This is a genomic window from Comamonas sp. 26 (assembly GCF_002754475.1).
In the GTDB taxonomy this organism is placed as follows: domain Bacteria; phylum Pseudomonadota; class Gammaproteobacteria; order Burkholderiales; family Burkholderiaceae_C; genus Comamonas.
Genome location: NZ_PEFL01000003.1, coordinates 529,165 through 550,427, shown reverse-complemented (window position 1 = coordinate 550,427; position 21,263 = coordinate 529,165). Strand labels below are relative to the sequence as shown.

The following is a 21,263-nucleotide window of genomic DNA, read 5'->3' as shown; positions in this document are numbered from 1 at the left end:
TCCATGTCAGGGACACCGAGCAAGGGCCGCCCCACAGCGAAGGTGTCGTCCCCCTTCCAGGGGAAAGCAGCGAAGCTGCTCAGGGGGTATGTCATTTTCTAAAACCCCACATTTCTGAAGAGGATGGCGAAGATCGCATCCACGATGATGACCATGGTGATAGACGACACCACCGAGGCTGTGGTGCCGCGCCCCAGGCTCTGGGTATTGGGTTCCACCTGCAGACCCCAGTGACAACCAATCAGCGCAATCAGCACGCCAAACACAATGGATTTGCCCATGGCCAGCGCCAGATTGCCGACTTTCACGGCCGCAGGCAAGGACTGCAGGAAGTAGGATGGCGTGATATCCATAGTCAGGTCTGCCGCCACCATACCGCCCGCCAGCGCAGCCAGAATCGTCCACAGCGCCACCAGCGGCATGGACACAGCCAGAGCCATTGCACGCGGCATGACCAGGCGATAGCCCTTGGAGATACCCATGACCTGCATGGCATCGAGCTCCTCAGTCACGCGCATCACGCCGATCTGGGCCGTGATGGCCGAGCCACTTCGCCCCGCCACCAGAATCGCCGCCAGAAGCGGCCCCAGCTCACGTATCAGCGAGATGCCCAGAATATTGACGATAAAGGACTCGGCACCGAACTGGCGCAACTGCAGCGCCATCAGATAGGCCAGTACCACGCCAATCAAAAAGCCCACCAGCGCCGTGATGGGCAAGGCCGTGGCACCCGTGGCATAGAGATGGCCCGAAATATCGCGCCAGGGGCCGCGAAACGGATTGCGCACCAGGCGAATGCAGTCCAGCAGCAGCTGACCAATCAACCCAATCAGCTTTGTGAAATGCCCACAGGCACCAATCACCATCTGCCCCAGCTGATTGACCTCGCACATCCATCCCGAGGGCTCAGGCTTGGGCACAGGCACATCGCTGAACTTGGCCACGCGCTCCAGCATGGAGCGCTGATTGGCGGTGGTCAGCAACTGAGCAGGCCAGACCTTTCCCCACTGCTCCCACAGCAGCTGCGCGCCGATATGGTCGAACCTGACCACTTGCTGCAGGTCCCAGGCGGCACCCTTGGGGACGGCCTTGATCTGCGGGGCCAGTTGACGCCAGATATGACGATCGCCCAGCTCCGCAGCACTCCAGCGGCCCATAGGCACGGCCCATTGCTGACCGTCACGGGTCTGCAGCGGACATTGAGGTAGTTGGTCTGAGCTGGACAAAGAAACGCTTCCTAAGACATGAGGGAGGCTGGCTAACCAGAGGAGGTCAGCATAACGCGCCAGCCCGTATACACGCACAGAGCATGCCAAACGCAGCGCGTAGGCCGCTGCCGCATGAGCACACCATGATACCGCTGCAATTTTTATCAAATAATCGCGAAAGCCGAAACCAGTATTGCGTTAGCTGCTTCAAAAAGAGGAGTACTCAAGCGCTTTCCCTATCGACACCACCTGCTCCATCGCACTTAATGAATCAGCCTTTTTGCCTATGACCCCTGAAGGTTTGGCCTGCCCGCAAACTCGTACCCGGCCCGTACTTGGCCTTTGATCTGCCCATGAGTGACACCCAGTTTGACTACATCGTCATCGGCGGCGGCACAGCAGGTTCGCTGCTGTGCAACCGTCTTACCCGCAACAAAAATCACCGGGTTCTGCTGATAGAAGCAGGCGGCAAGGATGATTACCACTGGATTCACATCCCCGTTGGCTACCTCTACTGCATAGGCAACCCGCGCACTGACTGGCTCTATCAGACCGAGCCCGCCGCAGGCCTCAACGGGCGCAGCCTGCGCTACCCGCGCGGCAAGACGCTGGGCGGCAGCTCCAGCATCAACGGCATGATCTATATGCGCGGCCAGGCCCGCGACTATGCACAGTGGGCACAGCTCACGGGCGACGACACCTGGCAATGGGATCAGGTGCTGCCCGCCTTTCGCCAGCATGAAGACCACTGGCGACTGGATGCAGAACACAGCGCCAATACAAGCGACGCCTTCAAGCAGATGCACGGCAGCAAAAGCACCGGCGGCAGCGGCGAATGGCGTGTGGAAAAGCAGCGCCTGCATTGGGACATCCTCGATGCCTTTTCTCAGGCCGCGCAACAGGCAGGCATTCCGGCCACCGACGACTTCAACCAGGGCTGCAACGAAGGCGTGAGCTACTTTGAAGTCAACCAGAAGGCCGGCCTGCGCTGGAACACGGCCAAGGCCTTTTTGCGCCCCACCTGCTACGGCCGCCCCAACTTCGAGATGTGGACGCGCGCCCAGGTCAGTCGCCTGATTCTGCAAGACCTGCCCGATGGCAGCCAGCGCTGCACAGGCGCCGAAGTCTGGACTGGGGATGAAATGGTTACCGTGCAGGCCACGCGCGAGGTGCTGCTGTGCGCAGGCGCTGTCAACTCGCCGCATCTTCTGCAACTCTCGGGCATAGGCCCTGGCGACTTGCTGCAGCAGCGCGGCGTTACCGTGCGGCGCGACCTGCCCGGCGTGGGCGCGAATCTGCAAGACCATTTGCAGATTCGCTCGGTTTACAAAGTTCAGAACACCAAAACACTCAACACCATGGCCAGCAGCCTCTGGGGCAAGGCCGCTATCGGGCTTGAATACGCGCTCAAGCGCAGCGGCCCCATGAGCATGGCGCCGTCGCAACTAGGTGCCTTTACGCGCAGCAACCCGTCGCTCGCCCACCCCAATCTTGAATATCATGTACAGCCCTTGTCGCTGGATGCTTTTGGCGAGCCACTGCACGACTTTGCTGCCTTCACCGCCAGCGTCTGCAACCTCAACCCCACAAGCCGAGGCACGGTGCAGCTGCAAAGTTCAGACTTCCGCAAAGCACCGGCGATTGCGCCCAATTACCTCTCCACGCCCGAAGACCGCCAGGTCGCAGCCGACAGTCTGCGCGTGACGCGGCGCATCGTGGCCCAGCCTGCGCTCGCGCCATTCAAGCCAGAGGAATGGAAGCCCGGGACTCAGTACCAAAGCGATGAAGATCTGGCCCGGCTGGCGGGCGACATTGCCACCACCATCTTTCACCCTGTGGGCACCACCAAGATGGGCCGCGAGGACGATCCCATGGCCGTGCTGGACAGCCGCTTCAAGGTGCGCGGCGTGCAAGGTCTGCGCGTGATTGATGCCGGAGCCATGCCCAGCATCACCAGCGGCAACACCAACAGCCCCACACTGATGATGGCCGAGAAGGCTGCGGGCTGGATTCAGGCAACGCCGTAACAGTGCAGCCTGCAAAAGGCCGACAAAATTACTCAAGGAACGCAAAATCAAGCGCTGAACTGAGTCATATTTTCTAGGCCTACGCACTTTTTTCGTGCGATAGATGGCTTTGCATTCTTGACCCATTTCACCCCCCTACAAATCAACCTAAGAATGTTTTTTCATATAGATATGACGCTATTGTTTTTGACATTTCGCAAAAACAAAAAAATACGGTCAGTAACAATCAGTTTGGCTTGTAAGACAATTTCTACATCATCCAAGGGAATTCCCCAATGCACCACGAAGGTGCAGCCCTTACATTCTCGTCACTCTCGCTGCTCTACGAAGTGGCATGGAGGGCCGAGGAGACAACTCGACACAACCAGACTAATACATATAAAAGCATCAAAGATGCGTTCAAAAGCGCCCCTCTCGGGGCGCTTTTTTTATGTCCGCTCACAGGCGGGATGCTGCGGTGCGACAATGCCCGGCCGTCTTCAAGGCGGCCCTCTCGTTCAGACACCCGCATCACCCAGTGACACTCGCCAGCAGACCCGTCGTCGCTCACGGCATGCACCAATTGCAGGCAGCACCCCATGGAATGGATTCTTGTTTCCCTCGCCTCGGCTCTGGCCGGATTTGTTGATGCCATCGTGGGCGGTGGCGGCCTCATTCTGGTGCCGGCCATGTTCGCCGCCTTCCCCACCACCACGCCCGCCACTTTGTTTGGCACCAACAAGAGCGCTGCCGTCTGGGGCACGGGCATTTCGGCATGGCAGTTCAGCAAGCGCGTTCAAATCACCTGGGCCACGCTGCTACCGGCCATTGGCACCACGCTGATCGGTGCGTTTGCCGGGGCGTGGGCGGTGACAGAGATTTCGCCAGACTTTTTGCGCAAGCTGCTGCCCATCATCTTGCTGGGCGTACTGTGCTATACCCTGGCCAAAAAAGAGCTGGGCCGCGACCATGAGCCGCGACTGGCGGGCCGCACCGAGATGCTGACGGCCAGCGCCATCGGCCTGCTCATTGGCTTTTACGATGGCTTCTTTGGCCCCGGCACAGGCAGCTTCTTCGTGTTTTTGTTCGTGCGCCTGTTGGGCTATGACTTTCTCAATGCCTCGGCCAACGCCAAGCTGCTGAACCTGGCATCCAACGCCGCTGCGCTGCTGCTGTTCTCGCTCAAAGGCCATGTGTGGTGGCACTTTGCGGTTCCGCTGGCTGTGGCCAATGTGCTGGGCAGCATGCTGGGCACGTGGATGGCCTTACGCCACGGAACGGGCTTTGTGCGCAGCATTTTCATCGGCGTAGTCAGCCTGTTGATTTTGAAAACGGGCTACGACGCTTTTCTGCGCTAACGCTTATCAGATAAGCGTCAGCAGCTATTATTTTTAAGAACGCGTTTACGCTCTAAGGCGCAGTCTCGTCGTCCGCCAGTACCGAAATATCTGCCGCACGGCGGGGCGTTCCAATGGGTGCACCCGCCTTGCCGACGCGCACAGCGGCAATATCAGCCTCGCTGGGGTAGTTGCCCACCAGCCAGTAATCCAGAATGCGGCGCGCAATGGGGGCGGCGGCGGCCGCACCAAAGCCTGCGTTTTCCACAATCACAGCGACTGCCACCTTGGGGTTCTCGGCCGGGCCGTAGGCAATGTAGAGCGAATGGTCGCGCTGGTACTCGGTCAGGCGAGAAGCGTTGTACTTTTCCTTCTGACCCACAGACACGGCCTGCGCCGTACCCGTCTTGCCACCCGAAAGATAGCTGGCACTGCCAAACACACCGCGACCCGTGCCGCCCGTCACCACGCCCACCATGCCGCGCTTGACGGCATCGACATTGGCCTGCTTGTAGCCCAGGTTCACGGGGGCTGGCTGAACAATGGCTGTACGTGTGCCCGATACGGCATCAATCAGCTCCTTGCCCACATGGGGCGTATAGCTCATACCGTTGTTGACCAGCGAGGCCAGCGCATGCGAGAGCTGCAGGATGGTGAAGTTGTTGTAGCCCTGACCGATGCCCAGAGAAATCGTCTCACCGCCAAACCACTGCTGCTGGGCGGCGCGCTTGTAGGTCTTGCGCTTCCACTCCTTGCTGGGCAGCACGCCGCGCACTTCGCCGGGCAGGTCAATGCCGGTGATCTGGCCAAAGCCCAGTGGCTTCATGAAGTCGTGAATCGCATCCACGCCCATTTCATTGGCCAGCGTGTAGAAATACACGTTGCTGGAATGCTGGATGGCACGGGCCAGATCCACCGGCCCCAGCGCATGACCCGAGCGGAAGGTGTGACCGCCAAAGGTCCAGGAGCCACCGTCCTGAATCACGGTACCCGGCGTGCGCTTGCCGGTCTCGATGCCGGCCAGCCCCATGAAGGGCTTGTAGGTCGAGCCTACGGGGTAAGTGCCGCGCATGGAGCGGTTGAGCAAGGGACGGTCCAGCGATTCGTTGAGCGCCTTCCAGTTTTCCTGGTCGATACCATCTACAAACAAATTTGGGTCGTAGGTGGGTTTGCTGACCATGGCCAGCAGCTCGCCGTTGCGCGGATCAATGGCAATGGCGACGCCGCGGCGGCTGCCGTAGAGGTCTTCCACCATCTTTTGCAGCTTGATGTCGATCGACAACTGCAGGCTGTGGCCCGGCGTGGCGGGGCGGCTACCCAGGCGACGCACAGCATGGCCACCGGCGGAGGTTTCCATTTCCTCCCAGCCTGTCTGACCGTGCAGCTGCAGCTCGTAGCTTTTTTCAGCGCCCAGCTTGCCAATGACTTCGGTGCCGCGATAGTTAGCCGCATCGTCGGAGTCATCAATGTCTTCTTTTTCACGCTGATTGATACGGCCAATGTATCCAATCAGGTGAGCACCCACTTCCTTTAAAGGGTAGGACCGAAAAAGGCGTGCCTTGATATCCACACCCGGAAAACGATAGCGCTGGGCCGTGAACTTGGCCACTTCTTCATCACTGAGACGCGAGCGAATGGGGATGGACTCGAAGCTCTTGGAGTCATCCACCAGCCGCTTGAATTTACGGCGGTCACGCGGGGTGATATCGATAATCTCGCTCAGTTCGTCGATGGTGTCATCCAGACCATCGACCTTGGAGCGTGTGATCTCCAGCGTATAGGCCGAGTAATTGGTGGCCAGCACCACGCCGTTGCGGTCCAGAATCTGGCCCCGGTTGGGCACGATGGGCACCACCGCCGTGCGGTTGCTCTCGGCACGCTCGGCAAACTCTTCGTGGCGCACCACCTGCAGCATCAACAAACGCCAGACCAGCAGGCAAAAAGCCAGAAACACCACGCAGCACATCACTGCTGCGCGCATCCGAAAACGCTGCAGCTCTACTTCAGTGTTACGAATTTCCATCAGGCAGCCTCTGTCGGCTGACGCTCAGCCTGCCGCGATGCACGGCCCCTGCCAGAGGCATCAAGCAAGCGCCGCCGCGCAGCGATGGTGTCGACCTCCTCTCGCATAGCAAGAGAGGGGGACGGTGCAAAGCGACTCAGGGGGAGCTTCATATCAAAGCGGCCGGTTTTCATCACTATCCGGCGCACGGCGCTGCGGAGCCAGTAGGGCCACGCTGACGAGGGGCCACAGCAAGGTTTCAAAAACAGGGGCCAGCAAAAACTCCAGCCCAGGAAAAATACCCCCTGTCGCCACGCGCAGCAGCACCTGAATGCCATGCGCCAAGGCAAACAGCGGCAACAGGTGCAGGGCCTGCACCGGACTAGAGAACCACAGCAGGCGGCGGCTCATCCAGCCCGTGATATACACCAGCAGCGTATAGGCCAGCGCGTGCTGGCCCAGCAAAGAGGCCCGGTCTACATCCATGATCAGGCCCAGCACAAAGGCAATGCCCAGACCTATGCGCTGGGGCTGGTTCAGGCTCCAGAAGGCGAGCAGCACCATCAGCATGTCAGGCAGCCAGACGATGCGGCCCAGCGGCAGCATGTTGATGGCCAGGCCAATCAGCACGGTGGTAACAATGAACAGAGGATTGACCGGCAGCAACAACTGCTGGCCGCGCGGCATGATCATGCGGGGTCCTTTGCGGGCTTTTCAGGCTTGTTAGCCCTGGCTTCAGCCGCCTTCTTTTCGGCAGCCGCTTGCTCGTTCTTGCTGCGCGCCTTAGCGGCACGATCGGCCTTTTCGGCATCCACCTGTACCTGCATATTGGCGGCTTCGGGGTGTTCAGTACGGCCTTGCGGCGTGAGCACCATCACATGGCGCACGCCCTGCACCCGGCCCACGGGCTCGCAGTAGATGCGGGTAAAGGCCGAATCAGCACGGCGGTCCACGGTCACAACCTTGGCAACAGGCAGGCCAGAAGGGTACAGCCCATCCACACCGCTGGTGGTCAGCAAGTCGCCCACCTGCACATCGGCATTGCTGGGCATAAAGCGCAGCTCAAGCCCGCCAGAACGCAGCGAAGACGCATCGCCATACGCCACGCTGCGCGCACCCGTACGTGGATTGAAGACGGGAATGGCCTGATCGCGGTCGATCAGCAACGTGACTTCAGCGCGGGTGGGATAGACGCGTGTGACCTGGCCGATGACGCCTTTTTCATCCAGCACGGGCGAGCCTGGCACAATCTTGTCCACCTGCCCCTTGTCAATCACCACGCGGCGCGTGTATGGGTCGGGGCTGTCATAAACCACCTCGGCCACCTGCCCCGGCGTGATGCTGCGTTCGCGCAGCTCCAGCATGGAGCGCAGGTGCTCGTTTTCTTTAATCAACTCATCGGCCAGCTCGGCACGCTGGGCCATGACGACCAATTCCTTGCGGGCGGCGTCTTCGCGGGCCACCGCCTGCTGCTGCACCTCGGCGTAGCGGCTGGCATTCTGGTAAGCCAGCACAGGCTGGGCCACCACCCACTGCACGGGCGCAAGCGCCGCCGATACAGCAGAGCGCACCGGCGTCGTGATCTTGAAGCGCGCATCGGCCACCATCAAAAACAGCGCCAAGGCGCTGTAGAGGGCAAGCTGGGAAGTGCGCGAGGCCTGTTGCTTGAACAGTGATGGAGCGCGGTGATCAAGAGTTTCCAGGCTCATGCGCGCCTCTGGGCAATAGCCGTGTACGCACAGCCTCCTAGATCAGGAGGAATGCAAAAAGAGAGCGCGGTATGCAGGCGTATCACGGACTCAAGCCCTGTTTGTGGATAAGTGGGTGCAGTACGCTCACTATGCCGCGTACTGCAAGACACCACAGTGCGCAGCGATTAATCGCTGGTGAAGATGCTGCCCTGACGACGGTCCATGGTCTCCAGCGCCATGCCGCAGCCACGCACCACACAGGTCAGAGGCTCTTCGGCCACCAGCACAGGCAGACCCGTTTCTTCGGCCAGCAGGCGATCCAGATCGCGCAGCAGCGCACCGCCACCGGTCAGCATCATGCCGCGCTCGGCAATGTCAGCGCCCAGCTCGGGAGGCGTCTGCTCCAGTGCGTTCTTCACGGCAGAGACGATCTGGTTCAGAGGATCGGTCAGCGCTTCCAGCACTTCGTTAGAAGAGATGGTGAAGCTGCGTGGCACGCCTTCAGATAGATTGCGACCCTTGACTTCGATCTCCTTGACTTCAGAGCCAGGGAAGGCCGAGCCAATTTGCTTCTTGATCATTTCAGCGGTTGGCTCGCCGATCAGCATGCCGTAGTTGCGGCGGATGTAGCTGATGATGGACTCATCAAACTTGTCGCCACCCACACGCACGCTGCCCTTGTAGACCATGCCGCCCAGCGAGATCACGCCCACTTCGGTGGTGCCGCCGCCGATGTCCACCACCATGGAGCCCGAGGCTTCAGACACGGGCAGACCCGCGCCGATACCGGCAGCCATAGGCTCTTCAATCAGGTACACCGCAGTCGCGCCAGCCGCTTCGGCCGCATCTTTAATAGCGCGGCGCTCGACCTGGGTCGAGCCGCAGGGCACGCAGATGATGATGCGCGGGCTGGGAGTCAGCACCGAGCGGGGATGCACCATCTTGATGAACTGCTTGATCATCTGTTCGGTGATCACGAAGTCTGCAATCACGCCATCCTTCATGGGGCGGATGGCTTCGATGTTGCCGGGAACCTTGCCCAGCATGGCCTTGGCTTCGCGGCCAACGGCCTGAATCACCTTCTTGCCGTGGGGGCCGCCTTCATGGCGAATGGCTACGACCGAAGGTTCGTCAAGGACAATGCCCTTGTCACGGGCGAAAATGAGGGTGTTTGCAGTGCCAAGGTCAATGGCAAGGTCGGTGGAGAAGTACCGACGGAAAGCTCCGAACATTCAAGGTCCTCTCAGGCACGGCAAGCGCATCGGCGGGCCGTCGCCGGGGTATGGGTAAGGGAGTCTGGGTGGGTGGGCTTTTTTTGCACAATGACCAGCTCAATGAGGGTATTGCGGCAAAGCCGAGATAATACCGTATCCCCTGTGAATAACTTCTACTGTCCTGGTCAGAAACACTGCTTTACACGTGGCTGACCTCTTAAAAGATTTCTATGGCATTGAACGAACAAGATATTGCGCGTATCGCGAACTTGGCTCGCCTTGAACTGTCTCAAGGTGAGAGTGAGCGCATGCTATCTCAACTTAACAACTTTTTCGGCATCGTCGAAAAAATGCAGGCTGTGGATACCTCAGGCGTCAGCCCTTTGTCACACCCCGTAGCAGCCATTCAGGACATCGCCTTACGGCTACGTGACGATTTGGTAAGTGAGACCAATAACCGCGACGCCAACATGCAAAACGCACCGGCGGCCGAAAACGGCTACTTCCTGGTGCCCAAGGTCATCGAGTAAAAGTAAACGCGCGAGAAGCAAAGAACAATGAGCCAAACCGAACTCCACCAATTGAGCGTGGCCGAGCTGGCCGCGCAACTGCGCGCCAAGCAGGTGTCCTCCGTCGAAGCCGCCCAGCACTTTCTGGCCCGCGCCAAGCAGCATCAGAACCTGGGCGCTTTTGTGTCCATCAACGAAGATGCCACGCTGGCGCAAGCCAGGGCGGCTGATGCCCTGATTGCTGAAGGCAAGGGCGGCAAGCTGGCCGGCGTGCCCATTGCGCACAAAGACATCTTCGTCACCAAAGACTTCCCCACCACCGCCGCCAGCAAGATGCTGGAAGGCTACAAATCGCCGTTTGACGCCACCGTGGTCAAGAAGCTGGCCGACGCTGGTGTGGTGACCCTGGGCAAGCTCAACTGCGACGAATTCGCCATGGGCGGCGCCAATGAGAACTCCGCTGTGGCCCCGGTCGGTTTTGACAGCGCCCAGCCCGTGCGCAACCCCTGGAACACGGATCGCGTGCCCGGCGGATCGTCGGGCGGCTCGGCCGCTGCCGTGGCCGCGCGCCTGGCCCCAGCCGTGACCGGCACTGACACCGGCGGCTCGATTCGCCAGCCCGCATCGTTTTGCGGCATCACCGGCATCAAGCCTACCTATGGCCGCGCCAGCCGCTACGGCATGATCGCATTTGCCTCCTCCCTCGACCAGGCTGGCCCCATGGGCCGCAGCGCCGAAGACTGCGCACTGCTGCTCTCCGAAATGTGCGGCCCCGATCTGGACCGTGACTCCACCAGCCTGGACTACCCTGCCGAAGACTTCGCTGCCCGCCTGAACGACAGCATCGAAGGCCTGCGCATTGGCGTGCCCGCCGAGTTCTTTGGCGAAGGCCTGAGCGCTGACGTGCGCACCGCCGTCGATGCCGCTTTGAAGGAATACGAAAAGCTGGGTGCCAAGCTGGTGCCCGTGGCCCTGCCGCGCACCGAGCTGTCTGTGCCCGTGTACTACATCCTCGCACCCGCAGAAGCCTCGTCCAACCTCTCGCGTTTTGACGGCGTGAAGTTCGGTCACCGTGCTGCCCAGTACGAAGACCTCAACGACATGTACAAAAAGACCCGCGCCGAAGGCTTTGGCGACGAGGTCAAGCGCCGCATCATGATGGGTGCCTATGTCTTGAGCGAAGGCTATTACGACGCCTACTACCTGCAGGCGCAGAAGATTCGCCGCATGATCGCCGACGACTTCCAAGCCGCATTCAAGGACTGCGACGTCATCGCCGGTGCGGCAGCACCCACCACCGCCTGGGCCATTGGTGCCAAGGCCGACCCGGTCAGCAACTATCTGGCCGACATCTTCACCCTGCCTGCATCGCTGGCGGGTCTGCCCGGCATGAGCCTGCCCGCCGGTTTTGGAGAGGGCGGCATGCCCGTGGGCCTGCAACTAATCGGCAACTACTTCAGCGAAGCCAAGCTGCTGAACGCCGCCCACCGCTTCCAGCAAGCGACCGACTTCCACCTGCGCAACCCCGCCGGTATTTAAGAGACGCAGGAAGGACTAGATACATATGACAGTCAAACTGATCAATGGCTACGAAGTCGTCATCGGCTTTGAAACCCACACCCAGCTGGCCACCCAGTCGAAGATTTTCAGCCGTGCCAGCACCGCCTTTGGTGCTGAGCCCAACACGCAAGCCAGCCCCGTCGATCTGGCCCTGCCCGGCACCCTGCCGGTCATGAACAAAAAGGCGGTGGAATGCGCTATCAAATTGGGCCTGTCTCTGGGGTCCACGATTGCGCCGCGCAGCATTTTTGCCCGCAAAAACTACTTCTACCCTGACCTGCCCAAGGGCTACCAGATCTCGCAATTCGAGATTCCGGTCGTCCAGGGCGGTGAAGTCAGCTTCTATCTGGAAGAAGGCAAGGAAAACGTCCTCAAGACCGTGCGACTGGTTCGCGCCCACCTGGAAGAAGACGCCGGCAAATCCGTGCACGACGAATTCATCGGCCAGTCCGGCATCGACCTGAACCGCGCCGGCACGCCACTGCTGGAAATCGTGACCGAACCCGACATGCGCTCGACTGCAGAAGCCGTGGCCTACGCCAAGGAACTGCACAAGATCGTCACCTGGATCGGCATCTGCGACGGCAACATGCAAGAAGGCAGCTTCCGCTGCGACGCCAACGTCTCCGTGCGCAAGCCCGGCCAGCCCCTGGGCACCCGCCGCGAGATCAAGAACCTGAACTCGTTCAGGAACATGCAAATCGCCATTGATTACGAAATCCTCTGGCAGATCGAGCAAATCGAAGACGGCAAGAAGATCCAGCAGGCCACCGTGCTCTTCAACCCCGACACCGGCGAGACCCGCGCCATGCGCACCAAGGAAGACGCGGCCGACTACCGCTACTTCCCCGACCCCGACCTGCCCCCGCTGGTCGTGGCCGAGAGCTGGGTCAACGAAGTCAAGGCCACCATGCCCGAGCTGCCCCGCGCCATGGCTGCCCGCTTTGTAGCAAGCTATGGCCTGCCCGAGTACGACGCCACCATCCTGACCCAAAGCCAGGCCGTGGCCGCCTACTTTGAAGACGCCACCGCCGTGTGCAAGCAGGCCAAGCTGGCTTCCAACTGGGTGATGGGCGAAGTCTCGCGCCGCCTGAACATGGAAGAAATCGGCATGGATGCCGTCAAGGTCAGCAGCGCCCAGCTGGGTGCCATGATTGCCCGCATCTCCGACGGCACCATCTCCAACAACGCCGCCCGGACCGTGTTTGAAGCCCTGTGGACCGGCGAAGGCCAGGACGTCGATGCCCTCATCGAAGCCAAGGGCCTCAAGCAGATGAACGACACCGGTGCACTGGAAACCATCATCGACGAAGTGATCGCCGCCAACCCCGGCAACGTCGAGCAATACCGCGCAGGCAAAGACAAGGCCTTCAACGCCCTGGTCGGCCAGGTGATGAAGGCATCGAAGGGCAAGGCCAACCCCGGCCAAGTCAACGAAGTGCTGAAGGCCAAACTGGCCTAACTCTGTTACATGCACGTCCCTGAAGACGTGCCTCTGTCCCCAGATAATGCTCAAGGCCGCAGGTAGTACATGCCTGCGGCCTTGTTTCTTTCCGGTCATCCCCGTCGTCGGTCTCCAGGCCCTGCGCAGCCAGCTCAGAAAAAATTCAGTGATCTTCTCGAACGCCACCCTCATCGAATCCGAAAAAGAGCGCAACCTCTGCACCAAGTTCTTTGCTGGCTACTTTTTCAATGAATTCACGGCCGGCTATGCCAAGCGCATCGTCCACTTCAACCGCTACATCCAGGAAGTCACAGGGCGCGAAGACTTGGTGCTGCAAAGCCCCAACGTCTCGTTCGACACCCACGCCTACCTGTGCCACGAGCGCCTGCGCAGCAAGCTGAGCGACGTACTCATCTCAGACGCGGCGCGGCAGACCTTTCTGTTCATCGAAACCAAGTACCTCAGCAACTGGACCTACGCCGCCGATGTGGCCAAAGGGGTGGAACGGCTGGACAAGGTGTTTGACGCCGAAAAAAAGCCCCATCTGGCAAACGCCAAGCAGCATTACTTTCTGCTGACCTCCCGCCGCAAGGAAGAAGTGGCCGAGCGCCCTGTGCGCAACTACCCCCCGGTGCACCTGCCTATCTATGTGCCTTCGCCCCTGCCGGCAGCCGCTGCAGCGACTGAAGGCGAGGCCGCAGATCCGGCGAAGGCGTCATTTACCAGCTTGCTGTATTGGGAAGATTTGGCGCAGATGTGTGATCGCTCTGAAGTGCGGCAGTACATGGAGGCGCGGTTGAAGCTGTGTGTGAGCAGTGCTCGGAATCAGCATAAGGCGGGGTATTTTTTGCCGGGGGCGTGAGTCGCAAGCGGCTATCTAAAACGTCTGCTTTCTTGTCCGCATTAGAGGCCGGGATTTCGCTCCAGCAAACAAGCTGCCAAGTTAGTAATGAAATTAGACTCAAACCCAATTAATGATTGCGGTAGCCGCTATCAATTTTATAAAGAAGCTATTCCGCATCCGGCATCGTCCCTTGTGCCCACGCCTGCGACAGCGGCCTCTTGGGGCGGGCGGCTGCACCGCAGAGTGCAGACGCATCAACCTCTGACTTGCGGCAACCTGTTTGAACGAAGTGCTGCAAGCACGCAGTGAGTTTTGCCGCACAGCCTCAAGAGGTTGACGGCGCAGGTTGCCCCGCAGCGCAGCAAAGGGGTCGTGGGCAGTAGGGGTGCCGCTCTTTGCCTACTTTCTTGCAGAAGAAAGTAGGTCGGCAGGCGGGCCGAGACCCGCCTTCTGTCCAAAAATTAGGCATATCGCCAAAACAAAAGCATCAAGCCAAACCAGCCTCCAGTCAAAGCCGATCAAGCGCCACCCGCTATCAATTTCAAAAACCGCCGCTTACATAAAGCCGAGGTAAAGCGCACACCAAAGTCACACAAATCTGCGCACAATCTGGCGCAAACCCAACACTTTTGCGCTCCCATGTTCTCCAAGCTGCTCAAGCCCCTGCTCTGGCTGCTCGCACTGTGCGTGGCGGTTTATGTCTGTATCTGCAGCTATATGTTTGCGCAGCAGCGCAGCATGATTTTTCTGGGTGGCGATACGCGGGTGGCGGTGGAGAGCACCAATTTCTCGCTGCAGCGCGGCGATGTGCTGCTGCGCGGCTGGCAGTGGCATCCCCAGGGCGGCAAGGCCCGCAATGCAGTGATCTACTTTGGCGGCAATGCCGAGAATATTGCGCACCGGCGGGAGCAGTTGGCGCGCAGTCTGCCGCACAGCGATATCTATATGCTGGCCTATCGGGGCTATGGCGCCAGCGAGGGCCAGCCCACGCAGGAGCTGATGGAGCTGGATGCCGCTGCCCTGTTTGACGAGGTCAGGCGGCTGCACCCGCAAGAACCCATTACCGTCATAGGTCGCAGCCTGGGCACAGGGGTGGCTGCGGCCGTGGCCGATCTGCGCCAGCCCGACAAGCTGGTGTTGGTCACGCCCTTCGACAGCATTTTGAACACGGTGCGCGGCATGTATGGCTGGCTGCCGGTGGAGCTGCTGCTCAGAGATCCATTCGACTCCGCCGCGCATCTGAAAGACTACCACGGCCCGATTCTGGTGCTGCGCGCCGGACGCGATCAGGTGGTGGAGCCCGCGCGTACCGACGCCTTGCTGCAGCAGCTCAAGGGCAAGGCGGTGCAGGTGCAGGCCTTTGCGCAGGCCAATCACTCCACCATCTTCCGCGCGGCAGGCTTCTGGACGGCCATTGAGAACTTTGTCGGCAGCGCAAGCTGAAATAGCCGGACAGCGCTTATAGGCAAAGCGCTTTCCGCTATGAAAAAAGGAAGCCGAAGCTTCCTTTTTGGTGGACTGCCTTAGAACAGCACGCGGCAGCGGATGGTGCCGGCAATCTGCGAGAGCTTTTCCAGCGCCAGCGCGGACGATTTGGCATCGATATCGATCACCACATAGCCCACCTTCTCGTCGGTGCGCAGGTACTGACCGGCGATGTTGATGCCGTTATCAGCAAACACCTGGTTGATGGCCGAGAGAATGCCAGGGCGGTTCTCGTGCACATGCAAGATGCGGTTGTTGCCTGGGTGCTCGGGCAGCGCCACTTCGGGGAAGTTGACGGCCGAGGTGGTTGTGCCGTTGTCGCTGTACTTGACCAGCTTTTCAGCCACTTCCAGCCCGATATTGGCCTGGGCCTCCATGGTGGAGCCGCCGATATGCGGGGTGAGGATGACGTTGTCCATGCCGCGCAGCGCAGACAGGAATTCATCCTTGTTGCTCTTGGGCTCGACGGGGAAGACATCAATCGCCGCGCCCAGCAGCTTGCCGGATTTCAGCGCCTCAGCCAGCGCATCAATATCCACCACCGTGCCGCGCGATGCGTTGATGAGAATGCTGCCGGGCTTCATGGCTGCAATCTGCGCCGCGCCCATCATGCCGTTGGTGGATGCCAGCTCGGGCACATGCAGGGTGACGATATCAGCCCTGGCCAGCAAGTCATTGAGTCCGCTGGACTGGCTCGCATTACCCAGTGGCAGCTTGGTCACCACGTCGTGGAAGATGACCTTCATGCCCAGACCTTCGGCCAGCACGGACAGCTGCGTGCCAATGGAGCCATAGCCCACAATGCCCAGCGTCTTGCCGCGAACCTCGAAGGAGTTGTCGGCACTCTTCTTCCAGCCACCGCGGTGGGCCACGGCGTTCTTTTCAGGAATGCCACGCAGCAGCAAGATGGCTTCAGCCAGCACCAGCTCGGCCACGGAGCGGGTGTTGGAATACGGCGCATTGAAGACCACCACGCCGCGCTCCCGGGCGGCGCCCAGATCGACCTGATTGGTGCCAATGCAGAAACACCCGGCAGCCACCAGCTTGTGCGCAGCGGCAAACACATCGGCCGTGAGCTGGGTGCGCGAGCGGATGCCGACAAAGTGCACATCGGCAATCTTGGCCTTCAGCTCCTCACCCTCCAGCGCGCCGGTCAGCGCTTCGATATTGGTGTAGCCCGCGTCGTGCAGTACTTTGAGTGCGGAAGGGTGAATTCCCTCGAGCAACAGAAACTTGATCTTCGATTTATCCAGCGATGTCTTGCCCATGATGTGGCCTCCAGTCCTTCAAACCCTTATTACAGCGGTTTCAGAATTTCGTTACAGCAACTAGGTGCATCGTCTGGCGATGAGCGCCCCTTGCCACCCCTGTTTTGCGCCTCGCCCTAGGGCACCATGGTCTGCTGCGCTTGAAAGCTGGTAACAAAATACGACCTTCTGATTCATTTCCTAAAATTCCAGGCATCCAACGCTTCCAATTTCATAGTTGCAAGCGCTTACGCCACAAGCTTTTGAAAAGGATTTATTGCCTATGTTGACCCTCTTGCGCCGAGCTGAGGACTTGTTGATACAAGTTCTGCGCCTTGTGCTTCTGGCCTTCTCTGTCTTCGTCCTCATCGGCATGGGCAACTGGCTCTGGGATCACTACAAACCCAAAAATCCCGATACAGCCCTGACCACACCCACGGCGCTGAACTGGAAGGACGCGCCCTATGACGTCAAGTTCATGGAGGATGAAACAGGCCGCGACCTCAGCAGCCTGAGCAATTCGACACCTCTGGAAAAGCGTCTGGCCGACCCCGCCCTGCGCCCGGACTTCCAGAAGGCCGACGGCCTGCTGCGCGGCTTTATCTACAAAGATACCGCTGCCCGCAAACGCATCGAGCAGGAAAATTCCGGCCAGGGGCTGGAGCCGATTCACCCCCTGCTCAAGGGCGATGCCATACCGTCTGCTGACGAGGTCAACCGCCAGATCAAAATGCGCGAAGCGCGTGAGAACTCCTGCTGCGACAAGGAGGCCGCCGACGCAGCCGCTGCCGAAGTCGACGCGGCCTGGACAGCGCGCCGCATCACCTTCACCCGTGAAGAGCGGCTGGCCCGCGCCGCAGCGCAGGCGGCTGACGATGCCGCTGCGGCAATCGCTGCGCAGGCCATGGACGAGCTCCTGACGGACGCCGTCAACCTGACTGCTGAAATCAACGATCGCGCACAGGCTGCCGAGATGGAACATGGCGAAGGCGCTTATGCCGCCTATATCAAGGGCCTGCCTGCGGCGCTGCAAGCCGTGTTGGGCAACGAAAAGCTGGCGAAAAAACTGCAGCAGCAACCGGCAGCGCAGATTGTCAGCACCTTGCTGACCAACTACACGCTGTCGTTTGACCGCACGGCCATGAAGATTCGCGGCGACAACCCCGATGCCGAGAAATGGGACTTTCTGGGCATTGACACCGCATTTGCGACCATGCTGATCTCTTGCCTGGTCATGGTGATGATGGTGCTGGTGATGATCCGCATCGAGCGCCACATGCGCAGCACCGGCGCGCAAGCTGGTCAAAAGTCCTGATCTCCTGACTCCAGCACACAGACTGCAGCTTGCGCTATGGTTTCAGGCCCGCTCTTTCTGGAGCGGGCCTGTTTCATTTTCCGGATATCACGATGAGCACCACACGTACAAGCACCGCCCCCGTCCAGCCCCAGTTTCTGGAGCGCATGTCGCCCCGCGCCTTTGTGGCTGAGCCGCTGAGCACCGCACAGATGGAGCAAATGGCAGAAGCCGCCCGCTGGGCTCCTTCAGCCAGCAACAAGCAGCCCTGGCACTTTGCCTACTCCCTGCGCGGCGATGCCAACTGGCAGGCTTTCTCGCAGCTGCCCAATGAATTCAACCGCCGCTGGTGCCTGAATGCCGGCGCGCTGATTGTGCTGCTGTCGGACAAGCAGGCATCCGCCAAGCACAGCTTTGATGCGGGCTGCGCCTGGGGCTATCTGGCGCTGCAGGCCCACTCCATGGGCCTTGCCACACATGCCATGGGCGGCTTCTCTGCCGATGAAGCCCGCACGGTGCTGGGCCTGCCCGAACATCTGGTGCCCGAGATCGTGATTGCCGTTGGTCGCCGTGCCGATGCCTCCACCCTGCCCGACGATCTGCGCGAGCGTGAAGTACCCTCACAGCGCAAGCCACTGGCCGAGTTGCTGAGCGCCGGGGCCGTGCCCGCAGCCGCCTGACACAGGCACGATAAGCACATCTGTGCACAAAGCGCCACCGCTCGCCCTGTGGCGCTTTTTTGTCAAAATCACCGCATAACAACTACAACATTGCGCAGAAAGCTATCATTTTTGATAACTAACCGCACAAAGATATGCCCCTCATTCAAACACTGTGGCAACGCCTGGGCCCTGTGGCCTCCCGCGCATCGTGGAAGGAGTTGATTCGCTCCTGCATAGGCGCGGGTCTGGGGCTGGCTCTGGCCGGCATGCTGGTGGGCATGGTCGATCACTTCCTGCCCCATGCCCTCTTTCTGTTCGCACCACTGGGTGCGACTGCGGTGCTGGTGTTTGCCGTGCCAAGCAGCCCGTTGGCCCAGCCGTGGAACTGCGTGGTCGGCAACACCGTGCCGGCGCTCTATTCTTTGCTGCTGCTCTGGGCATTTCCCACACTCTCCCAGACCTCAATGGCTGCACTGGCCGTGGGGGGGGCCATAGCCATCATGCTGGCCATGCGTGCGCTGCACCCGCCGGGCGGTGCCGTGGCCTTGCTGACGGTGCTTTCTGCCGAGCAATTGCTGCCTATGGGCTGGTATCTGCTGGTGCCCATGGCCGCACTCTCGGCGGTGCTGGTCGCGGTGGGTGTGCTCTACCACCGCGCCTGCGGCCGCCCTTATCTGCACCAGCCGCCCCAGATCGCCAAGGCCCAGCGCCCAGCCACGCAACTGGCGCTGAGCGAGCAGGACCTGGAGCAGCTACTGCAGCGCTTTGACCAGAGCAACAACCTCTCGCCCGAAGATCTGGGCGTGATGCTGGCTGCTGCCGAAGAAGATGCCATCAAGCGCCGCATGAGCGCCGTGAGCTGTGGCGAGGTCATGTCTGCCAAGCTTGTGAGCGTGAGCCCGCAAACCCCGCTGGAAGAGATAGCCGAGCTGTTTCACCGCCACCTCGTCAAGTGCCTGCCCGTGGTCGATGCACAGGGCGAGCTGATTGGCCGCGTTCTGCGTGCCGACCTGTTTGACTGGTTGTGGCAAGGCCACCGCGCGCGGCAGCAGCAAAACCTGTGGCAACGTCTGCGTGCCAAGCCATCGAAAGAGCAATCCGTGGCACAGGATTTGATGCGCGCCCCCGAGATGAGCGTGCAGGAAGCCACTCCCTTGGGCGATTTGCTGCAAGAGCTGGCATCGCACACCGTGCAGTTCATTGCAGTGCTGCGGGGCAAGACGCTGGTGGGCGTCATCACCCGCTCTGACGTCATTCGCACCCTGCTCTCGCTAAATCATTAGCCCTGTGCGCAGAGTTCCTCTTGCCCTGCACGACTTGCTCGCTAAACTGTGGAACGTAGAGCTTTGATTGCCGAAAAAGGAGTTGCTGCCATGGACGCTGTGTTCACCCCCAACCTCGACAAGCTGCGCAATATCGTGCAAAGCTTTGGAGCCCATTCCTTCACCGCAACGCAAGTCGCTACAGAATACGAAGGCAGCGCTGCCAGCAGCGAATCCATCAAGACGTTTGAGGAGCTACTGGCCCGCCATGCCGCAGTGCTGGGCATTCAGCCTGTGCCAGGCAACCATGCAGTCTGGCTCGCAGCCTGAAAGTCCCTGGAGAGCACTTCAGGCATACCCACTTCGGTGGGTATTTTGTTTTCTGACGATGGGTACATTACACAACTGGGCTAAAGTGCCGCGCCATGTCGCTGATTCCTCTTTCCCTGTGGTTGCCGCTGTCTCTTTGTGCCTGTGTGCTTCTTGTGCTGTCCGCCATAGGCTGGCTGTGGCGCGCTGCCTTGCGCACGCTCGCAGGCAGCCGTGACGGGCGCAATATGCGCACCATGGCCTCCATCGCCAGTGCTGGCTTGCTGCTGTGGTTGGGTTATGGCCTGCTCACCAGTTACCGCACGCTATGGCAGGCCGATGCACTGATGCTGATGGCGCAAGCTCCGCTGCTGGTGCAAGCGCCTTTGATCGTCGGAGGTATCGCCTGGATTGCGGCCCTGCTGCTGGGCCGTGTGATGGCAATGCACAAAAGCGGCCACGAGGACCAGGACTAAAACTCGCTCTGTAGCGACTCAATCAGTACATCAGTGCGAGCGCGGAGCTACCGGAGGCTGCTGCTCGCTCCATAGCTTGCGCAGCTGCTGCAGCTCGGCATCAAAGCGCTGGTTGATGCGCTGCTTTTCTTCATCCTGCTGCTTGATGAAGCGCTGCTGATCTGCCTGCGTTTCGGTGTTGTCATCCAGCTGGCGACGCAGGCTGGCAGGGGCCTTCTTGGGGTCATTCTGGTAGAACTCCAGCTCGGTATTGAGCTTGCGGCGGCGCTCTTTCAGCTCGACCTGACGCTGCTGGGCCACGCCAATCACATCATCGACCTGGCCTGCGGCCTCTGCTCTGGCGGCATCATGTGCGGCCTGATTGGGGTAGCGAGCCAGTATGGCGCGATCACGCGAGCGTTCTTCACGCATGCGCGCCTGCTCCGCCTGCTCCTGGCGGCGCTTGGCGTCTAGCGCATTGCGCTCCTGCTCAGTCAGCGTAGGAGCGACACGGCGCAGTTCAACGCCGGTGTTGCCAAGCACACGCTGCTCACGGTCAACGCAGGAGGCAATGGGCCTGTCGGCAGTAATGCGCCGCCCGTTGGCATCCGTGCAGGCGTAGATACCGCCAGTATTGGCTGGCGCCTGGGCGTAAGCGGGCATAGCCCCGACCCAGACGGTAGCTACCACATACAAACCCAGTTTTGCATGTAACGCCTGCTTCATTTGCCTGT

19 protein-coding genes are annotated in these 21,263 nt (G+C 60.3%); 12 read left to right on the top strand and 7 right to left on the bottom strand.

Annotation, left to right across the window (positions count from 1 at the left end; all coding sequences use genetic code 11):
- Positions 1–98 precede the first annotated feature (98 nt).
- Complete coding sequence (locus tag CLU84_RS20650) at positions 99–1,226, bottom strand: ABC transporter permease (RefSeq protein WP_099739865.1); 1,128 nt, start codon at positions 1,224–1,226, stop codon at positions 99–101.
- Between the two features lie 335 nt (positions 1,227–1,561).
- On the opposite strand from CLU84_RS20650, the gene CLU84_RS20645 reads away from it, so the two are divergent.
- Positions 1,562–3,235, top strand: a complete 1,674-nt coding sequence (locus tag CLU84_RS20645) for a GMC family oxidoreductase (RefSeq protein ID WP_099739864.1) — start codon at positions 1,562–1,564, stop codon at positions 3,233–3,235.
- Positions 3,236–3,813: 578 nt separating this feature from the next.
- Positions 3,814–4,572 (top strand): TSUP family transporter, encoded by a 759-nt coding sequence (locus CLU84_RS20640; RefSeq protein WP_099739863.1) that lies wholly within the window; start codon positions 3,814–3,816, stop codon positions 4,570–4,572.
- A gap of 52 nt (positions 4,573–4,624) precedes the next feature.
- Here the strand turns inward: CLU84_RS20640 and mrdA are convergent, their stop codons facing one another.
- The 4 genes from mrdA to CLU84_RS20620 all read right to left on the bottom strand — a co-directional run bounded on the left by mrdA (position 4,625) and on the right by CLU84_RS20620 (position 9,476).
- Positions 4,625–6,577: a penicillin-binding protein 2 gene (mrdA, locus tag CLU84_RS20635; protein WP_099739862.1), complete on the bottom strand. Its 1,953-nt coding sequence runs from the start codon at positions 6,575–6,577 to the stop codon at positions 4,625–4,627.
- Positions 6,578–6,727: 150 nt separating this feature from the next.
- The gene (gene mreD, locus CLU84_RS20630; RefSeq protein WP_099739861.1) at positions 6,728–7,246 is read right to left on the bottom strand and encodes a rod shape-determining protein MreD; all 519 of its coding nucleotides are present in this window, start codon (positions 7,244–7,246) and stop codon (positions 6,728–6,730) included.
- Positions 7,243–8,262, bottom strand: coding sequence for a rod shape-determining protein MreC (gene mreC, locus CLU84_RS20625; RefSeq protein ID WP_099739860.1), 1,020 nt, complete (start codon positions 8,260–8,262; stop codon positions 7,243–7,245). The genes mreD and mreC overlap by 4 nt, the downstream gene beginning before the upstream one ends.
- 167 nt (positions 8,263–8,429) lie before the next feature.
- The gene (locus CLU84_RS20620) at positions 8,430–9,476 is read right to left on the bottom strand and encodes a rod shape-determining protein (RefSeq protein WP_099739859.1); all 1,047 of its coding nucleotides are present in this window, start codon (positions 9,474–9,476) and stop codon (positions 8,430–8,432) included.
- Between the two features lie 212 nt (positions 9,477–9,688).
- On the opposite strand from CLU84_RS20620, the gene gatC reads away from it, so the two are divergent.
- The 5 genes from gatC (at position 9,689) to CLU84_RS20595 (ending at position 15,258) form a co-directional block, all read left to right on the top strand.
- On the top strand, positions 9,689–9,988 hold the full coding sequence (gene gatC, locus CLU84_RS20615; RefSeq protein ID WP_099739858.1) for an Asp-tRNA(Asn)/Glu-tRNA(Gln) amidotransferase subunit GatC: 300 nt from the start codon (positions 9,689–9,691) through the stop codon (positions 9,986–9,988).
- Between the two features lie 27 nt (positions 9,989–10,015).
- Positions 10,016–11,506 carry an Asp-tRNA(Asn)/Glu-tRNA(Gln) amidotransferase subunit GatA gene (gene gatA / locus CLU84_RS20610; protein ID WP_099739857.1) on the top strand — a complete coding sequence of 497 codons (1,491 nt, stop codon included), beginning with the start codon at positions 10,016–10,018 and terminating at the stop codon, positions 11,504–11,506.
- A gap of 25 nt (positions 11,507–11,531) precedes the next feature.
- Positions 11,532–12,989 carry an Asp-tRNA(Asn)/Glu-tRNA(Gln) amidotransferase subunit GatB gene (gatB, locus tag CLU84_RS20605; protein ID WP_099739856.1) on the top strand — a complete coding sequence of 486 codons (1,458 nt, stop codon included), beginning with the start codon at positions 11,532–11,534 and terminating at the stop codon, positions 12,987–12,989.
- A gap of 148 nt (positions 12,990–13,137) precedes the next feature.
- Positions 13,138–13,833, top strand: a complete 696-nt coding sequence (locus CLU84_RS20600) for an excinuclease ABC subunit A (RefSeq protein WP_099739855.1) — start codon at positions 13,138–13,140, stop codon at positions 13,831–13,833.
- 621 nt (positions 13,834–14,454) lie between these two features.
- Positions 14,455–15,258 (top strand): alpha/beta hydrolase, encoded by an 804-nt coding sequence (locus CLU84_RS20595; protein WP_099739854.1) that lies wholly within the window; start codon positions 14,455–14,457, stop codon positions 15,256–15,258.
- An 80-nt stretch (positions 15,259–15,338) separates the two neighbouring features.
- On the opposite strand, the gene serA is transcribed toward CLU84_RS20595, so the two are convergent.
- Positions 15,339–16,568: a phosphoglycerate dehydrogenase gene (gene serA / locus CLU84_RS20590; RefSeq protein ID WP_099739853.1), complete on the bottom strand. Its 1,230-nt coding sequence runs from the start codon at positions 16,566–16,568 to the stop codon at positions 15,339–15,341.
- A 262-nt stretch (positions 16,569–16,830) separates the two neighbouring features.
- Between serA and CLU84_RS20585 the strand changes: the two genes are divergently transcribed.
- From CLU84_RS20585 to CLU84_RS20565, 5 genes are all read left to right on the top strand, one after another.
- A complete protein-coding gene (locus tag CLU84_RS20585; RefSeq protein WP_099739852.1) occupies positions 16,831–17,862 on the top strand; it encodes a hypothetical protein in 1,032 nt (343 codons plus the stop codon).
- A gap of 92 nt (positions 17,863–17,954) precedes the next feature.
- Positions 17,955–18,521, top strand: coding sequence for a nitroreductase family protein (locus CLU84_RS20580; RefSeq protein ID WP_099739851.1), 567 nt, complete (start codon positions 17,955–17,957; stop codon positions 18,519–18,521).
- 134 nt (positions 18,522–18,655) lie between these two features.
- On the top strand, positions 18,656–19,786 hold the full coding sequence (locus CLU84_RS20575; protein ID WP_233210323.1) for an HPP family protein: 1,131 nt from the start codon (positions 18,656–18,658) through the stop codon (positions 19,784–19,786).
- Positions 19,787–19,876: 90 nt separating this feature from the next.
- On the top strand, positions 19,877–20,095 hold the full coding sequence (locus CLU84_RS20570) for a hypothetical protein (RefSeq protein WP_099740087.1): 219 nt from the start codon (positions 19,877–19,879) through the stop codon (positions 20,093–20,095).
- A 95-nt stretch (positions 20,096–20,190) separates the two neighbouring features.
- Positions 20,191–20,550: a hypothetical protein gene (locus tag CLU84_RS20565; protein WP_099739850.1), complete on the top strand. Its 360-nt coding sequence runs from the start codon at positions 20,191–20,193 to the stop codon at positions 20,548–20,550.
- A 30-nt stretch (positions 20,551–20,580) separates the two neighbouring features.
- On the opposite strand, the gene CLU84_RS20560 is transcribed toward CLU84_RS20565, so the two are convergent.
- Entirely contained in the window at positions 20,581–21,255 is a 675-nt protein-coding gene (locus tag CLU84_RS20560) for a DUF4124 domain-containing protein (protein WP_099739849.1), read from the bottom strand.
- Positions 21,256–21,263 lie beyond the last annotated feature (8 nt).